Here is a 15,684-nt window from a genome sequence, read left to right as displayed (position 1 = left end):
CAACACCCTAATTCAGAAAGAAATTTTATTAAGGAGATAATATGCGCCAGAGAGTAATCGTGTGTCCTGTTATACAAAATGAAGGTGATTTTCTGCTTTGTAAAATGGCTTCAGATCGTGGAGTTTTCCCCGGCCAGTGGGCGCTGCCTGGTGGCGGGATGGAACCCGACGAAACGATGGAAGCTGCACTTAGGCGCGAAATCAGGGAAGAATTAGGCGCGGAGCTGTTTATCACTGATATTAAACCGTGGGCTTTTCGTGATGACATCAGGACTAAAACTTATCCAGACGGCACTACCGAAGAAATTTACATGATTTATCTTATATTTGATTGCGTTAGTGCCAATCGGGACATTACATTCAACGAAGAATTTCAGGAAATTATCTGGGTATCACCTGAAACAATGAAAAGTATGGATTTAAATGAGGCCACTCGGGTCACTTTTAGCCAAAAAGGAATGATTTAAGTTCGCGAAAGCAGCTTAAAACTAATGTACAGGCAGAACCCCGACGCTAAGCTCTGACATCAAACGACTGCTGTCACTCTGCCATGATACCCATCTGCACCTGATCGATTTTTCGATGCATCTGGCTGCTGGCATCACCATTATCGCCATCACGGTAGTGGCGGGACGGCGCTGGGTGCAACTGGAAGGGTTAACGGAAAAATAAGGCGAGCCGGGATCAACTCGCCTGAGTCGATATCAGGTTCTGGTTACAGATGTTCAGCAAACCATTCGGTCTGGACCTGCACAACCTGCCTAAAAAAGTCACCCGTGTAAATATCGTAATGGCGTGCGTCAGTCACTTCATAAAGTTTTTTGTCCGTTGCGGCTATCGCCTCGAATAAGGCCCGTCCCTGTTCTGGAGGATTGACCGAATCTTTACCGGCAATAACGACCAGCGTCGGACACTGAACCTTTGCCGCATTGAGTGCGGGTTTATATAGCAGTGTTTCCCGGACGGTTAGAAAAGGAATCTTAATATCCATTTTTGGATAATGATGTCGATTTTCTTCAAAGAACGTTTTAGATTCCACATCGTTTAACACGCGAGTAATCGCGACAAACATCTCTTTGCCGCTGCTGATGCGTTTCTCTGCCATCTTCTCCAGCGTTGCCGAGAAAGCCGCTTTTTCTGCCGCATCCATTTGCCCTGTCACAATGGCTTCGCCATCAGCAAAAGCAAGCTGGCTGACGATACATTTGATGTCGGCATTATCAGCCGCTGCGCCAAAAACATGGCATCCACCAAACGAGGTTCCCCATAGGCCTATTCTTGTTTGATCCAGCGCGGGTTGCTGTTTTGCCCAGTTCACAACCGACAGAATATCGGCAATTTGCTGCGCGGGCACCAGTCGTCCGCGCTCACCCTCGCTGTCACCAAAACCACGATAATCGAAGGTAATGGTAGCAAAACCCGCGCGGGTAAAGGCGTCGGCAAAATCAGGCAGTAAAATTTCTCTGATACCACAAAAGCCATGACATAGAATGATGACCGGATGTTTTGTGGGCTGGACTGGCTGGCGAAGCGTCAGCGCAATGCCCTCAGGCAATATTGAGGTCGTGGTGTCCATCGTTATTCATGCTCCTTGCTTACTCGTTATTATCAGGCCGAAGGTAAATCACCTTTTCATGACAGCTCAGGATTTACCACGATCCAGATCAGTGAAAAAGCAAGAGCAGTGGGAGAAATGAAACGCTTTGGCAATCAATGCGGCGGCAGGCGAAGCAATATTCGGTATTCCGCACAACAGACCATCATGGCCTATATTTTTATATCCGGATGTCCGGACGGTTCAGGAGTTGACCATGCAAAATGAGATGTCAGCACAATGTCATTGTGGTGCAGTGGCGTTCAGCGTAACGCTGAAGGATGGATTTAATACGGTACGGCGCTGTAACTGCTCGTTCTGTCGGATGCGCGGCGCTGTGGTGGTATTTGCCCGTGAAATCGAGATGACGCGCGGCAAAGATCAGCTCACCGAATACCGCTTCAATAGCAAACAGGTTGGCCACTACTTCTGTTCAGTGTGCGGCATTTATACCTTCCATCAGAGCCGCTCACAGCCTGACCAGTATGGCGTTAACGTTGCCTGTCTGGCGGGGATTTCACCGTTTGATTTTACCGATGTGCCGGTGAGCGACGGCATCCACCATCCTAAAGATGGCGGTGCCGGTGGCGTAGCCGGACATCTGATCTATAAACCGGCCTGAGTCGCAGAGGGTGCGGTAAGCGCACCCTCTGACGCGGTTACTCCAGGCTGCGCTTACCGCTGAAGCGCGTGATCGGCTTTTGCTCTTCGCCGTCGAGTTGCCGTGAGAACACCTTGAGTGCCGATAAAACCGGGCTCAGGCCACGCCACAGTTCATCATCATTGAGCAGCCGGATAATGCCGCGGATGCCTGGCGCAGCTTTCCCGCTGTTAGCCTCTTCTCTGGCCGGTTTAATCGCCATCGCCGCATCCCGCAGGGCGAGCAGCAGATGATTAAACCGTTCCGGCGGCACGCTGCCTAAGGTCATCATCAGCAGTGAGAGGTTTTGCAACGCACTCTGGGTGCCGGGCTGGTTCAGACCGGACACCAGGATCTTGCTGACCTCGCTGTTCGACTTGACCAGATCGTTCGCCAGCCGCAGAAAACCATGCTGATGCAGATTTTCAATCAACTCGTCCATCGCCTCTCTGGCAGTGGGTTCAGTCCGGGTCGGCGTGACCTGATATTTCATCCTTTCAGCCATCAGAATTTCTCCGGTTTTTCTACATGTTCAGGCGGTTCGCGATAGCCAGCCTGCTGCCATTTTTGCTCGACCGGCAGGTGATCCAGCGGCGTGCGTTTGCCATAGCGAAAATTGTGTAACGGTATAGGATTTGGCTGGATACGCCGCTCCACACGTTTCATGTTTACCGCGACCTCTTTATAGGCGGGCGTGTTGACGTCCGGATCATGATGCTCACCGGTCAGGGTATTGACGCCATCTTTGCCGTGGTGAATCGGCATAAACAGCACATTGCCCGCTACGCGATCGGTGATCACCACCGGCACATCGATCGAACCACGTCGCGACGCAATCCGAACCCATTCGCCTTCCGTCAGACCACGTTCGGCAGCCAGCTGCGGCGAGATTTCGACAAACGCGTTCGGTGACAGCGACATGAAACGCCCGCCCTGGCCGGTCTGATTAGTGGACTGGAAGTGCTCCAGCATCCGGCCATTGTTGAGCAGCAAATTGTATTCCGCATCTTCCTGTTCCGCCGGCGGTTGCCACTGCAAGGGATAGAGCCGCGCTTTGCCGTCCGGGAAATGGAACTGTTCGGTATAGAGGAGTGGCGTACTCTCGCCGTCGGCGCTGACCGGCCAGATTTGCGACTGCCAGCCGACCAGATTCTCATAGCTGACGCCGGCAAAGATTTTCGCAATACCCGCGGCTTCAGCCATGATCGCGCCCGGATTCGGGTAATACCACGGATGGCCCAGACGCGCCGCCAGATCGGTAAAGATTTGCCAGTCAGGCCGGCTGTCACCGAGCGGTGCCATCGCCGGTGAAAAGTGCTGGATGCGCCGCTCGGTATTAACGAAGGTGCCCTCTTTTTCCACGCTGGGGCATCCCGGCAGTACCACATCCGCGAACTCCGCGGTACGGCTCATGAAAATGTCCTGCACCACCATGAACTCCAGATTACTGAAGGCTTCATGCACATTGGTGGAATCCGCATCGGAAAAGGCGGTTTCTTCTCCGGTGATGTACATGGCGCGCAGTTTTCCTTCATGGGCGTGCTGCACCATTTTAAAGTTGTCCGCGCCCGGCTGGTCAGACAGCGCCTCAGGCGCAACGCCCCAGGCTCGCGCCCATTTCTCGCGCACCGCGGCATCGCTGACCTTTTCATAGCCCGGATAGACATTGCTCAGGCAGCCAAAGTCACTGGCGCCCTGCACATTATTATGGCCGCGCATCGGATAACCGCCGGTACCCGGCCGACCGTAGTTACCGGTGACCAACAGCAGGTTGGATAAGGCGGTGCTGGTATCTGCTCCGTGGCTATGCTGAGTGATCCCCATCGCCCACAAGATACAGGCGCTGCCTGCCTGACCGATCATCTCTGCTGCTGCGGTCAGCTCATCCAGACTCAGGCCACAGATTTCGCTGGCATAGGCCAGGGTAAACGGAGCCAGCGATGCACGGTATTCCTCTACCTGATTGACCCGCTGCGCCAGGAATGCCTGATCGGCATAGCCGTGATCAAACATATATCTGGCCATAGCCGACGCCCACACCAGGTCGGTACCGGGCTTGATTCGCAGATAGCGGTCGGCACGCTCGGCCATTTCATGACGGCGCGGGTCAACGACCAGCAGTTTCTGTCCCTGATGCTTGTGGCTCTGCTTGATGTGCGAAGCGATGACAGGGTGATTCTCAGCCAGATTGCTGCCAACGATCACGATCAGTTCCGTCTGCTGCAGATCGCGAATGGTGCCGGCATCGCCGCCATACCCTACCGTGCGAAACAGCCCTTCTGTCGCCGGGTTCTGGCAATAGCGTGAGGAGTTATCCACGTTGTTGGTGCCGAAGATCAGTCGGGCAATTTTCTGGGTCAGATAGGCTTCTTCATTGCTGGCTTTACTCGAACCGATAAAACCAATCGCATCGCCACCATACTGCTCTGCCACCCGCCGTAAACCCTCCGCGACGCGCTGCAGCGCCTCATCCCAACTGGCGGGCCGGAAGCGCCCATTTTCACGGATCAGCGGGGTCGTCAGACGTTCCGGGCTGTTGACAAAATCCCAGCCAAATTTGCCTTTGACGCAGGTGGAGATGCCGTTAGCGGGCGCCTCAGCCACCGGCTGCACTTTGAGGATGTGGCGATCGCGCGTCCAGATTTCGAAGCTGCATCCCACACCGCAATAGGTGCAGACGGTTTTGGTCCGTTTGATCTCAGCCTGGCGCAGTGCCATATCAATTTTTGACACGCCGGTAATCGGCTCCATGCCGATACTGTTTTCCAGCGTTTTAACGAAGTCGATCAACGGGCGCTTCAGTCCCTCATCCATCGCGGTAAAGGGTCCTGCATCTGGCTGCATGGTTTTTTCCAGCAGCGCGTTACAGGGACAGACCGTGACGCAGTGTCCGCAGCTGACGCAGCTTGAACCGGCAATCTCGGTGCCGCCATCCCACAGCACACGCGGGTGTGCCTGGGTATAGTCAATCGACAGGGTTTCATTCACTTCGACATTCTGACAGGCCTCCACGCAGCGGCCACATAAAATGCACTGGTCAGGATCGTAGGTATAAAACGGGTTGGAATGATCTTTTGCGTATGGCTTGGGCTGATGCGGGTAATACTGAATCGGAATATGCATATCCGCGACCGCATTATGAAGCGTGCAGTCGCCGGTATTATGTTCACAGACGGTGCAGTAAAGTTCATGGCGGTTAAGTATCCGATCCATCCCCTCCTGCTGCGCCGCTTTTAACGCCTCGCCTTCGCTTTGTACCGTTAATCCTTCCTGGGTACGCAACGTGCAGCCGCGAACCCGCTCGCCATTGGCATCGACCCAGCAGACATCACAACTTTGTAAAGGCGGTAATGCCGGGTGATAACAGACATGGGGCAGTTTTTTTCCCTGCGCATCGAGAAAATCAATCAAGGGTTGATCAGCTAACCCGGTTAACCGTTCACCATTGTAAATTATGGTGCAGTGTTCTCCGCTCATATAAGCCTCATGAAGACATTGCGAATAGCTTCCAGCCGAAAAATATCCCTGTATTTATAGGGTTGACTCTTCAGCTTAGTGAGGATTAACAGCCACGCCACGGATACCGCTACGCTTATTGGGGTTACTCTCTGAATCCTAAACTTTTTTAAAATGTAATGACTTTTTACTAAGCGGGAAAAGCAGACAGCCGCTACCGACGCAGCTGTTTCTTTTGATTAGATTTATTAAGTTAAAGCGACGTGTCCGCGCATGAACCGCAGCGACAATCAGGCTGCGCAGCTTACAGCCGTGCCATGTTCATGCCCCGCCAGCGCAGCGCGTAGCCAGGGCGCCGCGCCGGGAATGATCCGTTCGGCCAGGTAACGTTCGCAGGCGGGCAGATCGTGTCCATAGTGATCCCGAAATGCGCCTGGCGTCAGCAGCAGATATTTACGGAATGTGCGGGTAAAGTTCTGCTGGCTGCTAAAGCCGTTTTCGACCGCGATATCCAGCAGGCTTTTGTTGGTGGCGATCACCGCTACCGCAGCACGCATTACCCGACGAAGCCGGATATATTGCCCGAGGTTGTAACCGGTGCGGTCGCGAAAGGCGCGCTGAAAATGCCAGTGCCCGTAGCCGCTTTTACGGGTGATGGTTTTCACCCGCACCCGTTCATCAAACAGGTTTTGTTCAATCCACGGCAGAATGTCGCTGACCACGGCATCGATTGCCTTAACGCTATGACTGTCAGGCGCAGGCGGTTTCGCCTCACTGCTTACTTTCTCACACATAAGCCCTCTGCACTGAAAGTGTCTGAAACGCAGCCGGCGCTATTTCCGGCTGAAGCAATTATTCCGGTCAGCGTCGAAGATGGATAGTTATACAAACGGATAGGTCCGATGCGCGCAGCAGGACTGAATTTTTCCCTTTACGACCATTTACGGCTGCGGTGCTCATCCTGTTACTGAGATTACTTATAGTATGTTGTAACTATTCAGGCACTGTTGCTCAATGGCACCACCGCCAGAGGCGGACTCTTTCCGCCGTTTACCTGCATTGATGGCTGAGCCTCGGCTGGCTGGCAAAAATTCCTTGTCCTTAATTGTTCGATTAGGCGGGATTAAGATGAAGAATTAATGGACCTGGTTTATTGGCAAATAAACCAGCCACTCACAGCCGCGCGCTGACATAATAAAAAATAATGACGTACCGGCTGCTTCTTTTTGTCAGAATGCCCGATTAAACCCTCGCCCTGACAATTGCGGGCCGTTAATGGTGCTATGGATTATTTCGCTTTGCAGGCAGCACTATTCTGCTGACCTAAAAAAAATGACGAAATGATGACAGTCTTAATCGGCTTTGATGACGGCTTGTTGGTTAGCAGAGCACAATTATTCGGGTGAAAACTCCGGCTTTCGCTCATCATTTAACCATTATTTTCAGTTGGTTATCTGAATTTCATCCATGACGTAATTATTAGATGATAATGAAAATTGTTATGATAATATTCAATCAACACTGGCGGTTTTCCGTGGCTGACAGGCACAGAATGAAATAACTGCTCATCACATTAAATCCTCCAGACGTGAATCTTCTCTGACTGGCTGGAATGAGATCTCTATGAATCACATCGTATATATCGTTGACGACGACGCCGCGGTTACCACTGCCCTGAGCAATCTGCTCAGCTCAGACAATTACGAGGTTATTTCTTTTTCTTCCGCAGATGATTTTCTGGCACACGACTTTGCCCCGCTTCCCTGCTGCCTGATTCTGGATATTAATATGCCGGGCGCGGATGGATTTGAGGTCGCTCAGGTGTTAATCGATCGCGGTTACACCATCCCCACCATTTTCTTAACCGGCTTTGGCACCATTCCTGTGACGGTCCGGGCAATGAAAACCGGCGCTTATGAGTTTCTGACCAAGCCGGTTGATCCTGACCGTATCCTGCAGGCGGTCTCCGAAGCGATGCGGATTGCTGAACAGAACATGGCGACGTCACAGGAGAAACGGGAGATGACCCTGCGCCATCAGACCCTGACGCCACGCGAAAGCGAGGTGATGCTGCTGGCGATCAGCGGCCTGCTGAACAAACAGATCGCCGCTGAAATGGGCGTTAGCGAAATTACCGCCAAAGTACACAAGCGGCGAGTGATGGAAAAGATGAATGCGCGCTCATTGTCTGATCTCGTGCGGGCAGCAGAACGGCTCAATATCGCCCAAACCCGACGCCGCTGAGGCGAGGCAGCCTGCGGCTGGTGACCCGCCGCAGCGGTGCACTTTTACCGCACAGGTGATTTTCAGGCGCGACCAGGCGCGATACCGGTACGATCCGGGACCGGCAGCAGCGCCGTCACACGCAGCTTGACAGGGGCTGAATCGATTAGCCTTGTTTCCCGGCCGTCAGTTCACTGCGGATCAGGTTCAGGAAGGTATCAACTTCAATCGGTTTGCGGAAAAAGGTCAGCGCGCCCAGCGCGATGGCATACCACAAGGTGGTCTCTTCCAGGTCGGCAGAGATAAAAATGACCGGTGGCAGAGAGGGACGCTGTTTCAGAAGGGTAAAAAGCTCGAAGCCGCTCATCCCTTTGAGCCCGACATCAATAATCAACAGGCTCGCATCACAAAGTGCATTGTCATCGGCCAGTAGTGCCTCTCCCGACTCAAATAATCCTGTGGTGTAGCCGTCAGAATGCAATAAATTACTCAGTCCACTGCGGACTGAGCGTTCATCATCAACAATGACAATACGCTGTGACAGCGTCATGCAATTATCCTCTGAAAGTCCTCCCGTCTGCGAGAACTTAGGGTGCTTTATCGCCGCCCGGCGGCGGTGTGCCACTGATTTTCGGCACACATTCGTGGCGGAACCACGCCAGCGTCACCGGCTGGCGACGAATGATGCGTTTCCCCAGTGGAATCAACTGCTCACCCACCAGCATGCCAAACAGTCCCAGTAACGCAATCACCGGCGGGGCCGGCGAGTTAACGTCGATCAGGGCATAGACTACGCCGGCCAGCAGCCCGACAATCAGAGAAATAGCGTAAGATTTCATCATCTTTAGCCTACCCGATGTGACGTGGCATCGCCGGAAACGGCCGGCTGCAGCAGCGTGGTCACCGGTCTGGAGGCCGGAAGCCAGGCATGCATCAGCGCGCCGCCCAGCAGCATACCCAGCAGGCCGACCAGCGCAATCGCGGGCGGTGCCGGTGACCGGACATTGAGCAGCGCATACAGCAGGCCAATCAATACGCCTGCACCCAGTGAAATCAGTAGTGGACTCATATCCCGCTCCTGTTTTGCGGCAGTGCTGACCGGCACAAAGTGCCGTTCAGCCACCCGCAACTTAGCGTACAGGCGCGTGAACAGGCGCCAGTGTGCGATGCTCGCTCTTCTGACGTGATGGCGCTTTGTGCACCATGGTGTAGGCGTAATCGACGCCAATGCCGTAAGCGCCCGAATGCTCTTTGGCGATATTCATTACCGCATCATAGGTATCGCGGTTGGCCCAGTCACGCTGCCACTCCAGCATCACCTGCTGCCAGGTAACCGGCACGACGCCAGCCTGAATCATGCGTTGCATGGCATAATCATGCGCTTCTTTGGTGGTACCGCCTGAGGCATCCGCCACCATATAAATTTCATAATCCCCTTCCAGCATCGCGCACAGCGCAAAGCTGTTGTTACACACTTCGGTCCACAGACCGGAAACCACCACTTTTTTCTTGCCGTTGGCGGCCAGCGCATCACGGACTTTCTGGTCATCCCAGGAGTTCATTGAGGTGCGCTCTAAAATGTCCTGACCCGGAAACACGTCCAGCAGCTCCGGGTAGGTGTGACCAGAAAAGCTCTCTGTTTCTACGGTGGTGATGATGGTGGGAATGTTGAAAACTTTGGCCGCTTTCGCCAGCGCAACCGTGTTGTTTTTCAGAACCTGACGGTCAATTGACTGCACGCCAAACGCCATCTGCGGCTGCTGGTCGATGAAAATAATCTGGCTGTTATGTGGCGTCAGGACTTCAAGTTTAGCGTTGGACATGTGTTCACCCATAGAGGTTAAGTAACTGGATTTCCGTAAACCGTAACGGAGCAAAAAGGACGGGCAGCACGCCTGAATGCGGCTTGCGCTGGCTGTCTGGTTCGCAGTGTAGGGCGGCGAGCGAGGGCAAACTATTATCTCTGCGTATAACTATACGAAGGTATAGGTATCCCTTCGTATAACTAGACGCTCCAACAGACCACTCACCATAATCCGGTCTATTCGTGCCCTGCTCCCTGCAGCGCACTTCCTGTCCCGCTGCAAGTCGGACAACCCCATTCAGGAGGATCTATGGTTACGCTGGGTAAAGCAGAACTGATATTAACCAACGGCAAATTTCACACTGTGGACCGCAGCAATCCGGTTGCCGACGCCGTTGCCATCCGCGAAGGTAAATTTGTCGCGGTCGGCTCGCTGGCAGAGGTGATGGAATATCACTGCGACGGCACCAAAGTGGTCGATCTGAAAGGTCATACCGCCGTGCCGGGTCTGAACGACTCGCACCTGCATCTGATTCGTGGCGGTCTGAACTACAATCTGGAATTACGCTGGGAAGGCGTTCCGTCAGTGGCGGATGCGCTGCGGATGCTGAAAGAACAGGCGCTGCGTACGCCATCGCCGCAGTGGGTGCGCGTGGTAGGCGGCTGGACAGAGTTTCAGTTTGCTGAACGCCGGATGCCGACCCTGGATGAGATCAATGAAGCCGCGCCGGATACGCCGGTCTTTGTGCTGCACCTTTACGATCGCGCCCTGCTTAACCGCGCCGCGCTGAAAGTGGTCGGTTATACCAAAGAGACGCCAAATCCGCCGGGCGGCGAAATTCAGCGCGACAGCAACGGTAACCCGACCGGGATGCTGATTGCCCGTCCCAATGCGATGATCCTTTACGCCACGCTGGCCAAAGGTCCCAAGTTGCCACTGGAGCAGCAGGTTAACTCCACGCGCCAGTTTATGCGTGAGCTGAACCGCCTCGGCCTGACCAGCGCCATCGATGCGGGCGGCGGTTTCCAGAACTATCCCGAAGATTATGAAGTGATCGCCGAACTGCATCAGAAGAAGCAGATGACACTGCGCATCGCTTATAACCTGTTTACCCAGCGGCCGGGTCACGAACTGGAAGATTTCGAAAAGTGGACCGATATGCTGACACCGGGCCAGGGCAGCGACTATTTCCGCCACAACGGCGCAGGCGAAATGCTGGTGTTCTCGGCAGCGGATTTTGAGGATTTCCTGGAGCCGCGTCCGGACTTAGCGCCAGGCATGGAAGATGAGCTGGAGCGCGTGGTACGCCATCTGGTCGAGCATCGCTGGCCGTTCCGCCTGCACGCCACCTATGACGAATCGATCAGCCGGATGCTCGACGTGTTCGAGAAGGTCAACCGCGATATTCCGTTTAACGGGCTGCACTGGTTCTTTGACCACGCGGAAACGGTCACGCAGCGCAATATCGATCGTATCAAGGAGCTGGGCGGCGGCATCGCGGTTCAGCATCGCATGGCGTTTCAGGGCGAATATTTTGCCGAACGCTACGGTATTGAGGCCACCCGACATACGCCGCCGGTCGCGCGGATGCTGGAAACCGGCGTCCCGGTCGGACTCGGCACCGATGCCACCCGCGTCGCCAGCTATAACCCGTGGACGGCGCTCTACTGGCTGGTATCCGGACGCACCGTTGGCGGAATGCAGATGTATGACGTTAACGCCCGTCTCGATCGTGAAACCGCCCTGATGCTCTGGACTCAGGGCAGCGCCTGGTTCTCCAGTGAACAGGGTAAAAAAGGCCAGATCAAAGCCGGTCAGCTGGCTGATATGGCCGTACTCAGCAAAGACTTTTTCAGCGTGCCTGAAGAGGAGATCAAAGGCATTGAATCGGTGCTGACCGTGGTCGATGGCAACATCGTCTATGCCGCCGGTTCATTCACCTCTGAAGCGCCACCAGCGATTCCGGTTCTGCCGGAGTGGTCTCCGGTAGTCAACGTGCCCGGTCATTACCGCAGCGCTCCGCCGGTCGCCCAGAGCCGCGTCGGCATGATGCCTGCTGCGCACCACTGTAGCGGTCCGTGCGGCGTACACAGCCACTCGCATGATATCGCGCGGGGTTCCAGCGTGCCGGTCGCCGAAGATAACGCCTTCTGGGGCGCGCTCGGCTGCAGCTGCTTCGCGTTTTGATCATGAAGACCTTATTCACTCAGCCGCCCCGTCTCAACGCGGGGCTGTTCTTCCTGCGCCTGGCGGGCAGCCTGTTGCTGTTACATGTGCACGGGCTGCCGAAGATCCTGCATTTCAGCGAAGAACTGACGCGTATCGAGGACCCGTTCGGGCTGGGTCCGATGATGAGCCTGTTACCGGCAATTCTGGCCGAGGTCGTCTGTCCGATCTTTATCATCCTCGGCTGGGGGACCCGCCTCGCCTGCCTGCCGATCATTGCGGTGCTGCTGGTGGCGATGCTGGTGGTTCATCCCGGCTGGTCGATTGCTGAAGGCCAGTTTGGCTGGCTGCTGCTGATTATTTTCACCACCCTGGCGTTAACCGGGCCGGGCAACTGGCGGCTGGGTGCCAGCACGCAACGGGAGGTGCGCCATGGCGCAGGTTAATGACATTCACCAGCTGGATCAGGAGATCAGCGACGCGCCGAAAGCGAGCGCTGTTTCTCCGATGCAGCCGCTGCATCAGCCGGTGTTCCGGATGCTATGGATTGCCACGGTAGTCTCCAATATCGGTTCATGGATGAACGATGTTGGCGTCAACTGGACCATGCTGACGCTCAGCGCCGACCCGCTGGCGGTGGCGCTGGTGCAGGCGGCCAGCAGCCTGCCGATGTTTCTGTTTGCGCTGCCGTCGGGCGTGATGGCGGATATCGTTGACCGCCGCAAATACCTGCTGTTCTCCCAGCTCTGGACCTTTATAGCCGCCGCCGGGCTGACGGTGCTGGCCTACACCGGCCACGTCACACCAACGGTTTTGCTGGCCGCCGCCTTCCTGCTCAGCACCGGTGCAGCGATGAGTTCGCCACCGTTTCAGGCGATCGTGCCGGATCTGGTGAGCAAGTCTGAACTGGGTCCGGCGATTGCGCTTAATTCGCTGGGCATCAATATCAGCCGTGCCATCGGCCCGGCGCTGGGGGGATTGATCCTCTCCTTTACCGGTCCGTGGATGGTATTTCTGCTGAATGCGCTGTCGGTGCTCGGCGTGGCGTGGGTGCTCTATCGCTGGAAGGCGGAACCCAGCGTCCAGCGCCTGCCGCCGGAGCACTTCTTCCCGGCAGTTCGCGCCGGACTGCGCTATGTTCACGCTGCGCCGGTATTACGCAACGTGCTGGTGCGCACGGTGGCGTTCTTCCTGTTCGGCAGTGCCGGCTGGGCTTTGCTGCCGCTGGTGGCGCGTCGGGAGCTCGGCCTTGGTCCGGGCGGTTACGGCATTATGCTGGCCTGTATCGGCATTGGCGCGATTACCGGCGCGGTGATGTTGCCGCGGTTGCGCCGCCGCTTCAGTTCCGATCGGCTGATGGTGCTGGCCAGCCTGTTATTCGCTCTGACCATGCTGGCACTGGCGTTTGTGCGTCATTTCTGGCTGCTGAATGCCTTTGAGTTCTTTACCGGCTTCGCCTGGATTGCGGTGCTGTCGACCCTCAACCTGGGTGCGCAGCGCAGCGCAGCGAAATGGGTTAAGGCGCGTGCGCTGGCGGTCTATCTGACGGTCTTCTTTGGCTCAATGACGCTGGGCAGCACGCTCTGGGGACAGCTGGCTTCACACTTCAGCATCCCGGTTTCACTCTGTATCGCCACGCTCGGCATGGTGCTGGCCAGCAGCACGGTGTGGCGCTGGCGACTGGATCAGGACCCCGATCTGAATCTCGATATGATCGGTGATGGCGTTAACGCCCCCGCGATGGATATTCGTCATGAACGCGGTCCGGTGATGGTGAATTACGAATACCGGATTAATATTGATGAAGCCCATGCCTTTGCCGTCTGCATGCAGGATATGCGACGCGTCCGACGCCGGGGCGGTGCCATCAACTGGTCCGTGTATGAAGATATTCTCCAGCCTGGCATTTTCGTCGAAACCTTTGTGGTCGGCTCCTGGGTAGAACATTTACGCCAGAAAGAGCGCTACACCATGAACGATCAAAAAATCCAGCGTCGGGTTAACGCCTTTCATCAGGGTGAAAATCCGCCTGAAGTTCGATACCTGGTGGCACCAGCCTGACCGGCTGCACAGCAACCTTTTCATTCATCACGTCACATAGAGGGCAATACCATGAGCACACTCAAAACCACCGACGGCACCCAGCTCTATTTCAAAGACTGGGGCACCGGTAAACCTGTACTCTTCAGCCACGGCTGGCCGCTGGATGCGGATATGTGGGACAGCCAGATGAATTTCCTGGCAGAGCGCGGTTACCGGGTTATCGCCTTTGACCGTCGTGGCTTTGGCCGTTCAGAGCAACCCTGGACCGGCAATGATTACGATACGTTTGCTTCGGATATTAACGATCTGATCAATCATCTCGATCTGCAGGACGTTACGCTGGTGGGCTTCTCAATGGGCGGCGGTGACGTGACGCGCTATATCGGTCGTTACGGCACAGACCGCGTGGCAGCGCTGGTGCTGCTGGGTGCGGTAACGCCGGTGTTTGGCAAAATTGCTGATTACCCGCAGGGCGTCGATCTCTCGGTGTTTGCCGGTATCCGCGATGGCCTGCTGAAAGATCGTGCGCAGTTCATCAGTGATTTCGCCACCCCGTTCTACGGCCTTAATGCCGGTCAGACCGTTTCGGAAGGCGTGCTGACCCAGACGCTGAACATTGCGCTGCTGGCCTCACTGAAGAGCACCGTCGATTGCGTCACGGCCTTCTCCGAGACCGATTTCCGTGCCGATATCGCCAAAGTCAATGTGCCGACGCTGGTGATCCACGGCAGTAACGATCAGGTGGTGCCGTTTGAATCCACCGGTAAAGTGGCCGCAGAGATGATTGAAGGATCAGAACTCAAGGTCTATGACAATGCACCACACGGTTTCGCGGTGACGCATCAGGATCAACTGAACCAGGATCTGCTGGCATTTCTGAACGCGCGTTAACAGCAAAAAAAAACTGCGCGGTAAATGCCGCGCAGTGATTTATTAACGGTTAACGGGTTGGATGATTCACTTCATTTGGCCGCAGATCAAACACCAACACTTCCGCTTGTTTGCCGCCACTGAAGGTCAGGGTTTTCTCGTTACGGACCCGCGCACCGTCGCCGGCATTAAACTGCAGTCCATTGACGACTACACTGCCGCGTGCCACATGGATATAAGCGTAGCGATCGTCCGGCAACGTCAGCGTTTGCTGCTCATCACCGTCGAACAGGCCAGCATAAATCCGGATATCCTGGCGCACCCGCAGCGCGCCATTTTCCCCTTCCGGCGAAATGATCAGCCGCAGATGACCGCGTTTATCCGCCTCACTGACCGAAACCTGCTGATATCCCGGCGGGCTGTTTTTCTCTGCCGGCACCACCCAGATTTGCAGGAAGTGCACGCCGTCAGTACTGGAGTGGTTAAACTCGCTGTGCGTCACGCCACTGCCAGCGCTCATCAGCTGCACGTCGCTGGGCACGATAACCGAACCGGTGCCCATTGAATCTTTATGTTCCAGCGCGCCTTCCAGTACATAGGAGATAATCTCCATGTTGCTGTGAGGATGCGCACCGAATCCACGTCCTTTTGCCACCCGATCATCATTGATGACCAGCAGGTCTGAGAAGCCGACCTGTTTCGGGTCCCAGTAGTTAGCGAACGAGAAGGTGTGACGAGAATTCAGCCAGCCGTGATCACCGACGCCGCGTTGTTCTGACAATCTTTGCTCAATCATGTTCTGCCCCTTAACCTGCTGTTTAATGATGTGAAGCGCGAGTGCTCTTCGTTAGAAACAGCATATAAGTAAACCTGATCGTCGAACAATG

Annotated in this window: 16 protein-coding genes; 7 read left to right on the top strand and 9 right to left on the bottom strand. The window is 55.2% G+C overall.

Annotation, left to right across the window (positions count from 1 at the left end):
- Positions 1–41 precede the first annotated feature (41 nt).
- Entirely contained in the window at positions 42–467 is a 426-nt protein-coding gene (nudI, locus tag LZU96_RS22105) for a nucleoside triphosphatase NudI (protein ID WP_233988730.1), read from the top strand.
- A 248-nt stretch (positions 468–715) separates the two neighbouring features.
- Here nudI and uilS read toward each other — a convergent pair whose 3' ends face one another.
- Positions 716–1,576 carry a UilS family quorum-quenching N-acyl-homoserine lactonase gene (gene uilS / locus LZU96_RS22100; RefSeq protein ID WP_233988729.1) on the bottom strand — a complete coding sequence of 287 codons (861 nt, stop codon included), beginning with the start codon at positions 1,574–1,576 and terminating at the stop codon, positions 716–718.
- 235 nt (positions 1,577–1,811) lie between these two features.
- On the opposite strand from uilS, the gene LZU96_RS22095 reads away from it, so the two are divergent.
- Positions 1,812–2,216, top strand: coding sequence for a GFA family protein (locus LZU96_RS22095; protein ID WP_233988728.1), 405 nt, complete (start codon positions 1,812–1,814; stop codon positions 2,214–2,216).
- Positions 2,217–2,253: 37 nt separating this feature from the next.
- On the opposite strand, the gene LZU96_RS22090 is transcribed toward LZU96_RS22095, so the two are convergent.
- From LZU96_RS22090 to LZU96_RS22080, 3 genes are all read right to left on the bottom strand, one after another.
- Complete coding sequence (locus LZU96_RS22090; RefSeq protein WP_233988727.1) at positions 2,254–2,739, bottom strand: DUF1641 domain-containing protein; 486 nt, start codon at positions 2,737–2,739, stop codon at positions 2,254–2,256.
- Positions 2,739–5,711, bottom strand: a complete 2,973-nt coding sequence (fdhF, locus tag LZU96_RS22085) for a formate dehydrogenase subunit alpha (RefSeq protein ID WP_233988726.1) — start codon at positions 5,709–5,711, stop codon at positions 2,739–2,741. The genes LZU96_RS22090 and fdhF overlap by 1 nt, the downstream gene beginning before the upstream one ends.
- A gap of 269 nt (positions 5,712–5,980) precedes the next feature.
- A complete protein-coding gene (locus LZU96_RS22080; RefSeq protein WP_233988725.1) occupies positions 5,981–6,484 on the bottom strand; it encodes a helix-turn-helix domain-containing protein in 504 nt (167 codons plus the stop codon).
- Positions 6,485–7,313: 829 nt separating this feature from the next.
- Here LZU96_RS22080 and LZU96_RS22075 point away from each other — a divergent pair.
- Complete coding sequence (locus LZU96_RS22075; protein WP_233988724.1) at positions 7,314–7,934, top strand: response regulator transcription factor; 621 nt, start codon at positions 7,314–7,316, stop codon at positions 7,932–7,934.
- 145 nt (positions 7,935–8,079) lie between these two features.
- On the opposite strand, the gene LZU96_RS22070 is transcribed toward LZU96_RS22075, so the two are convergent.
- The 4 genes from LZU96_RS22070 to LZU96_RS22055 form a co-directional block, all read right to left on the bottom strand.
- Positions 8,080–8,463 carry a response regulator gene (locus LZU96_RS22070; protein ID WP_233988723.1) on the bottom strand — a complete coding sequence of 128 codons (384 nt, stop codon included), beginning with the start codon at positions 8,461–8,463 and terminating at the stop codon, positions 8,080–8,082.
- Positions 8,464–8,500: 37 nt separating this feature from the next.
- Positions 8,501–8,755 carry a XapX domain-containing protein gene (locus tag LZU96_RS22065; RefSeq protein ID WP_233988722.1) on the bottom strand — a complete coding sequence of 85 codons (255 nt, stop codon included), beginning with the start codon at positions 8,753–8,755 and terminating at the stop codon, positions 8,501–8,503.
- A gap of 2 nt (positions 8,756–8,757) precedes the next feature.
- Entirely contained in the window at positions 8,758–8,982 is a 225-nt protein-coding gene (locus LZU96_RS22060; protein WP_233988721.1) for a DUF1427 family protein, read from the bottom strand.
- A 61-nt stretch (positions 8,983–9,043) separates the two neighbouring features.
- The gene (locus LZU96_RS22055) at positions 9,044–9,736 is read right to left on the bottom strand and encodes a hydrolase (protein ID WP_233988720.1); all 693 of its coding nucleotides are present in this window, start codon (positions 9,734–9,736) and stop codon (positions 9,044–9,046) included.
- A gap of 291 nt (positions 9,737–10,027) precedes the next feature.
- Between LZU96_RS22055 and LZU96_RS22050 the strand changes: the two genes are divergently transcribed.
- Genes LZU96_RS22050 through LZU96_RS22035 form a run of 4 tightly spaced genes read left to right on the top strand, consistent with a single transcriptional unit; the run spans position 10,028 to position 14,818 of the window.
- The gene (locus tag LZU96_RS22050) at positions 10,028–11,905 is read left to right on the top strand and encodes an amidohydrolase (protein WP_233988719.1); all 1,878 of its coding nucleotides are present in this window, start codon (positions 10,028–10,030) and stop codon (positions 11,903–11,905) included.
- A gap of 2 nt (positions 11,906–11,907) precedes the next feature.
- Positions 11,908–12,330, top strand: coding sequence for a DoxX family protein (locus LZU96_RS22045; RefSeq protein ID WP_233988718.1), 423 nt, complete (start codon positions 11,908–11,910; stop codon positions 12,328–12,330).
- The gene (locus tag LZU96_RS22040; protein ID WP_233988717.1) at positions 12,317–13,945 is read left to right on the top strand and encodes an MFS transporter; all 1,629 of its coding nucleotides are present in this window, start codon (positions 12,317–12,319) and stop codon (positions 13,943–13,945) included. The genes LZU96_RS22045 and LZU96_RS22040 overlap by 14 nt, the downstream gene beginning before the upstream one ends.
- 51 nt (positions 13,946–13,996) lie before the next feature.
- On the top strand, positions 13,997–14,818 hold the full coding sequence (locus tag LZU96_RS22035) for an alpha/beta fold hydrolase (RefSeq protein WP_233988716.1): 822 nt from the start codon (positions 13,997–13,999) through the stop codon (positions 14,816–14,818).
- 49 nt (positions 14,819–14,867) lie between these two features.
- Here LZU96_RS22035 and LZU96_RS22030 read toward each other — a convergent pair whose 3' ends face one another.
- The gene (locus LZU96_RS22030; RefSeq protein WP_233988715.1) at positions 14,868–15,593 is read right to left on the bottom strand and encodes a pirin family protein; all 726 of its coding nucleotides are present in this window, start codon (positions 15,591–15,593) and stop codon (positions 14,868–14,870) included.
- Between the last annotated feature and the right edge of the window lie 91 nt (positions 15,594–15,684).

The organism is Pantoea agglomerans, assembly GCF_021397715.1.
GTDB classification, from domain to species: domain Bacteria; phylum Pseudomonadota; class Gammaproteobacteria; order Enterobacterales; family Enterobacteriaceae; genus Pantoea; species Pantoea astica.
The sequence above is the reverse complement of the archived record's forward strand: the minus strand, read 5'-3'. Positions and strand labels throughout refer to the sequence as shown.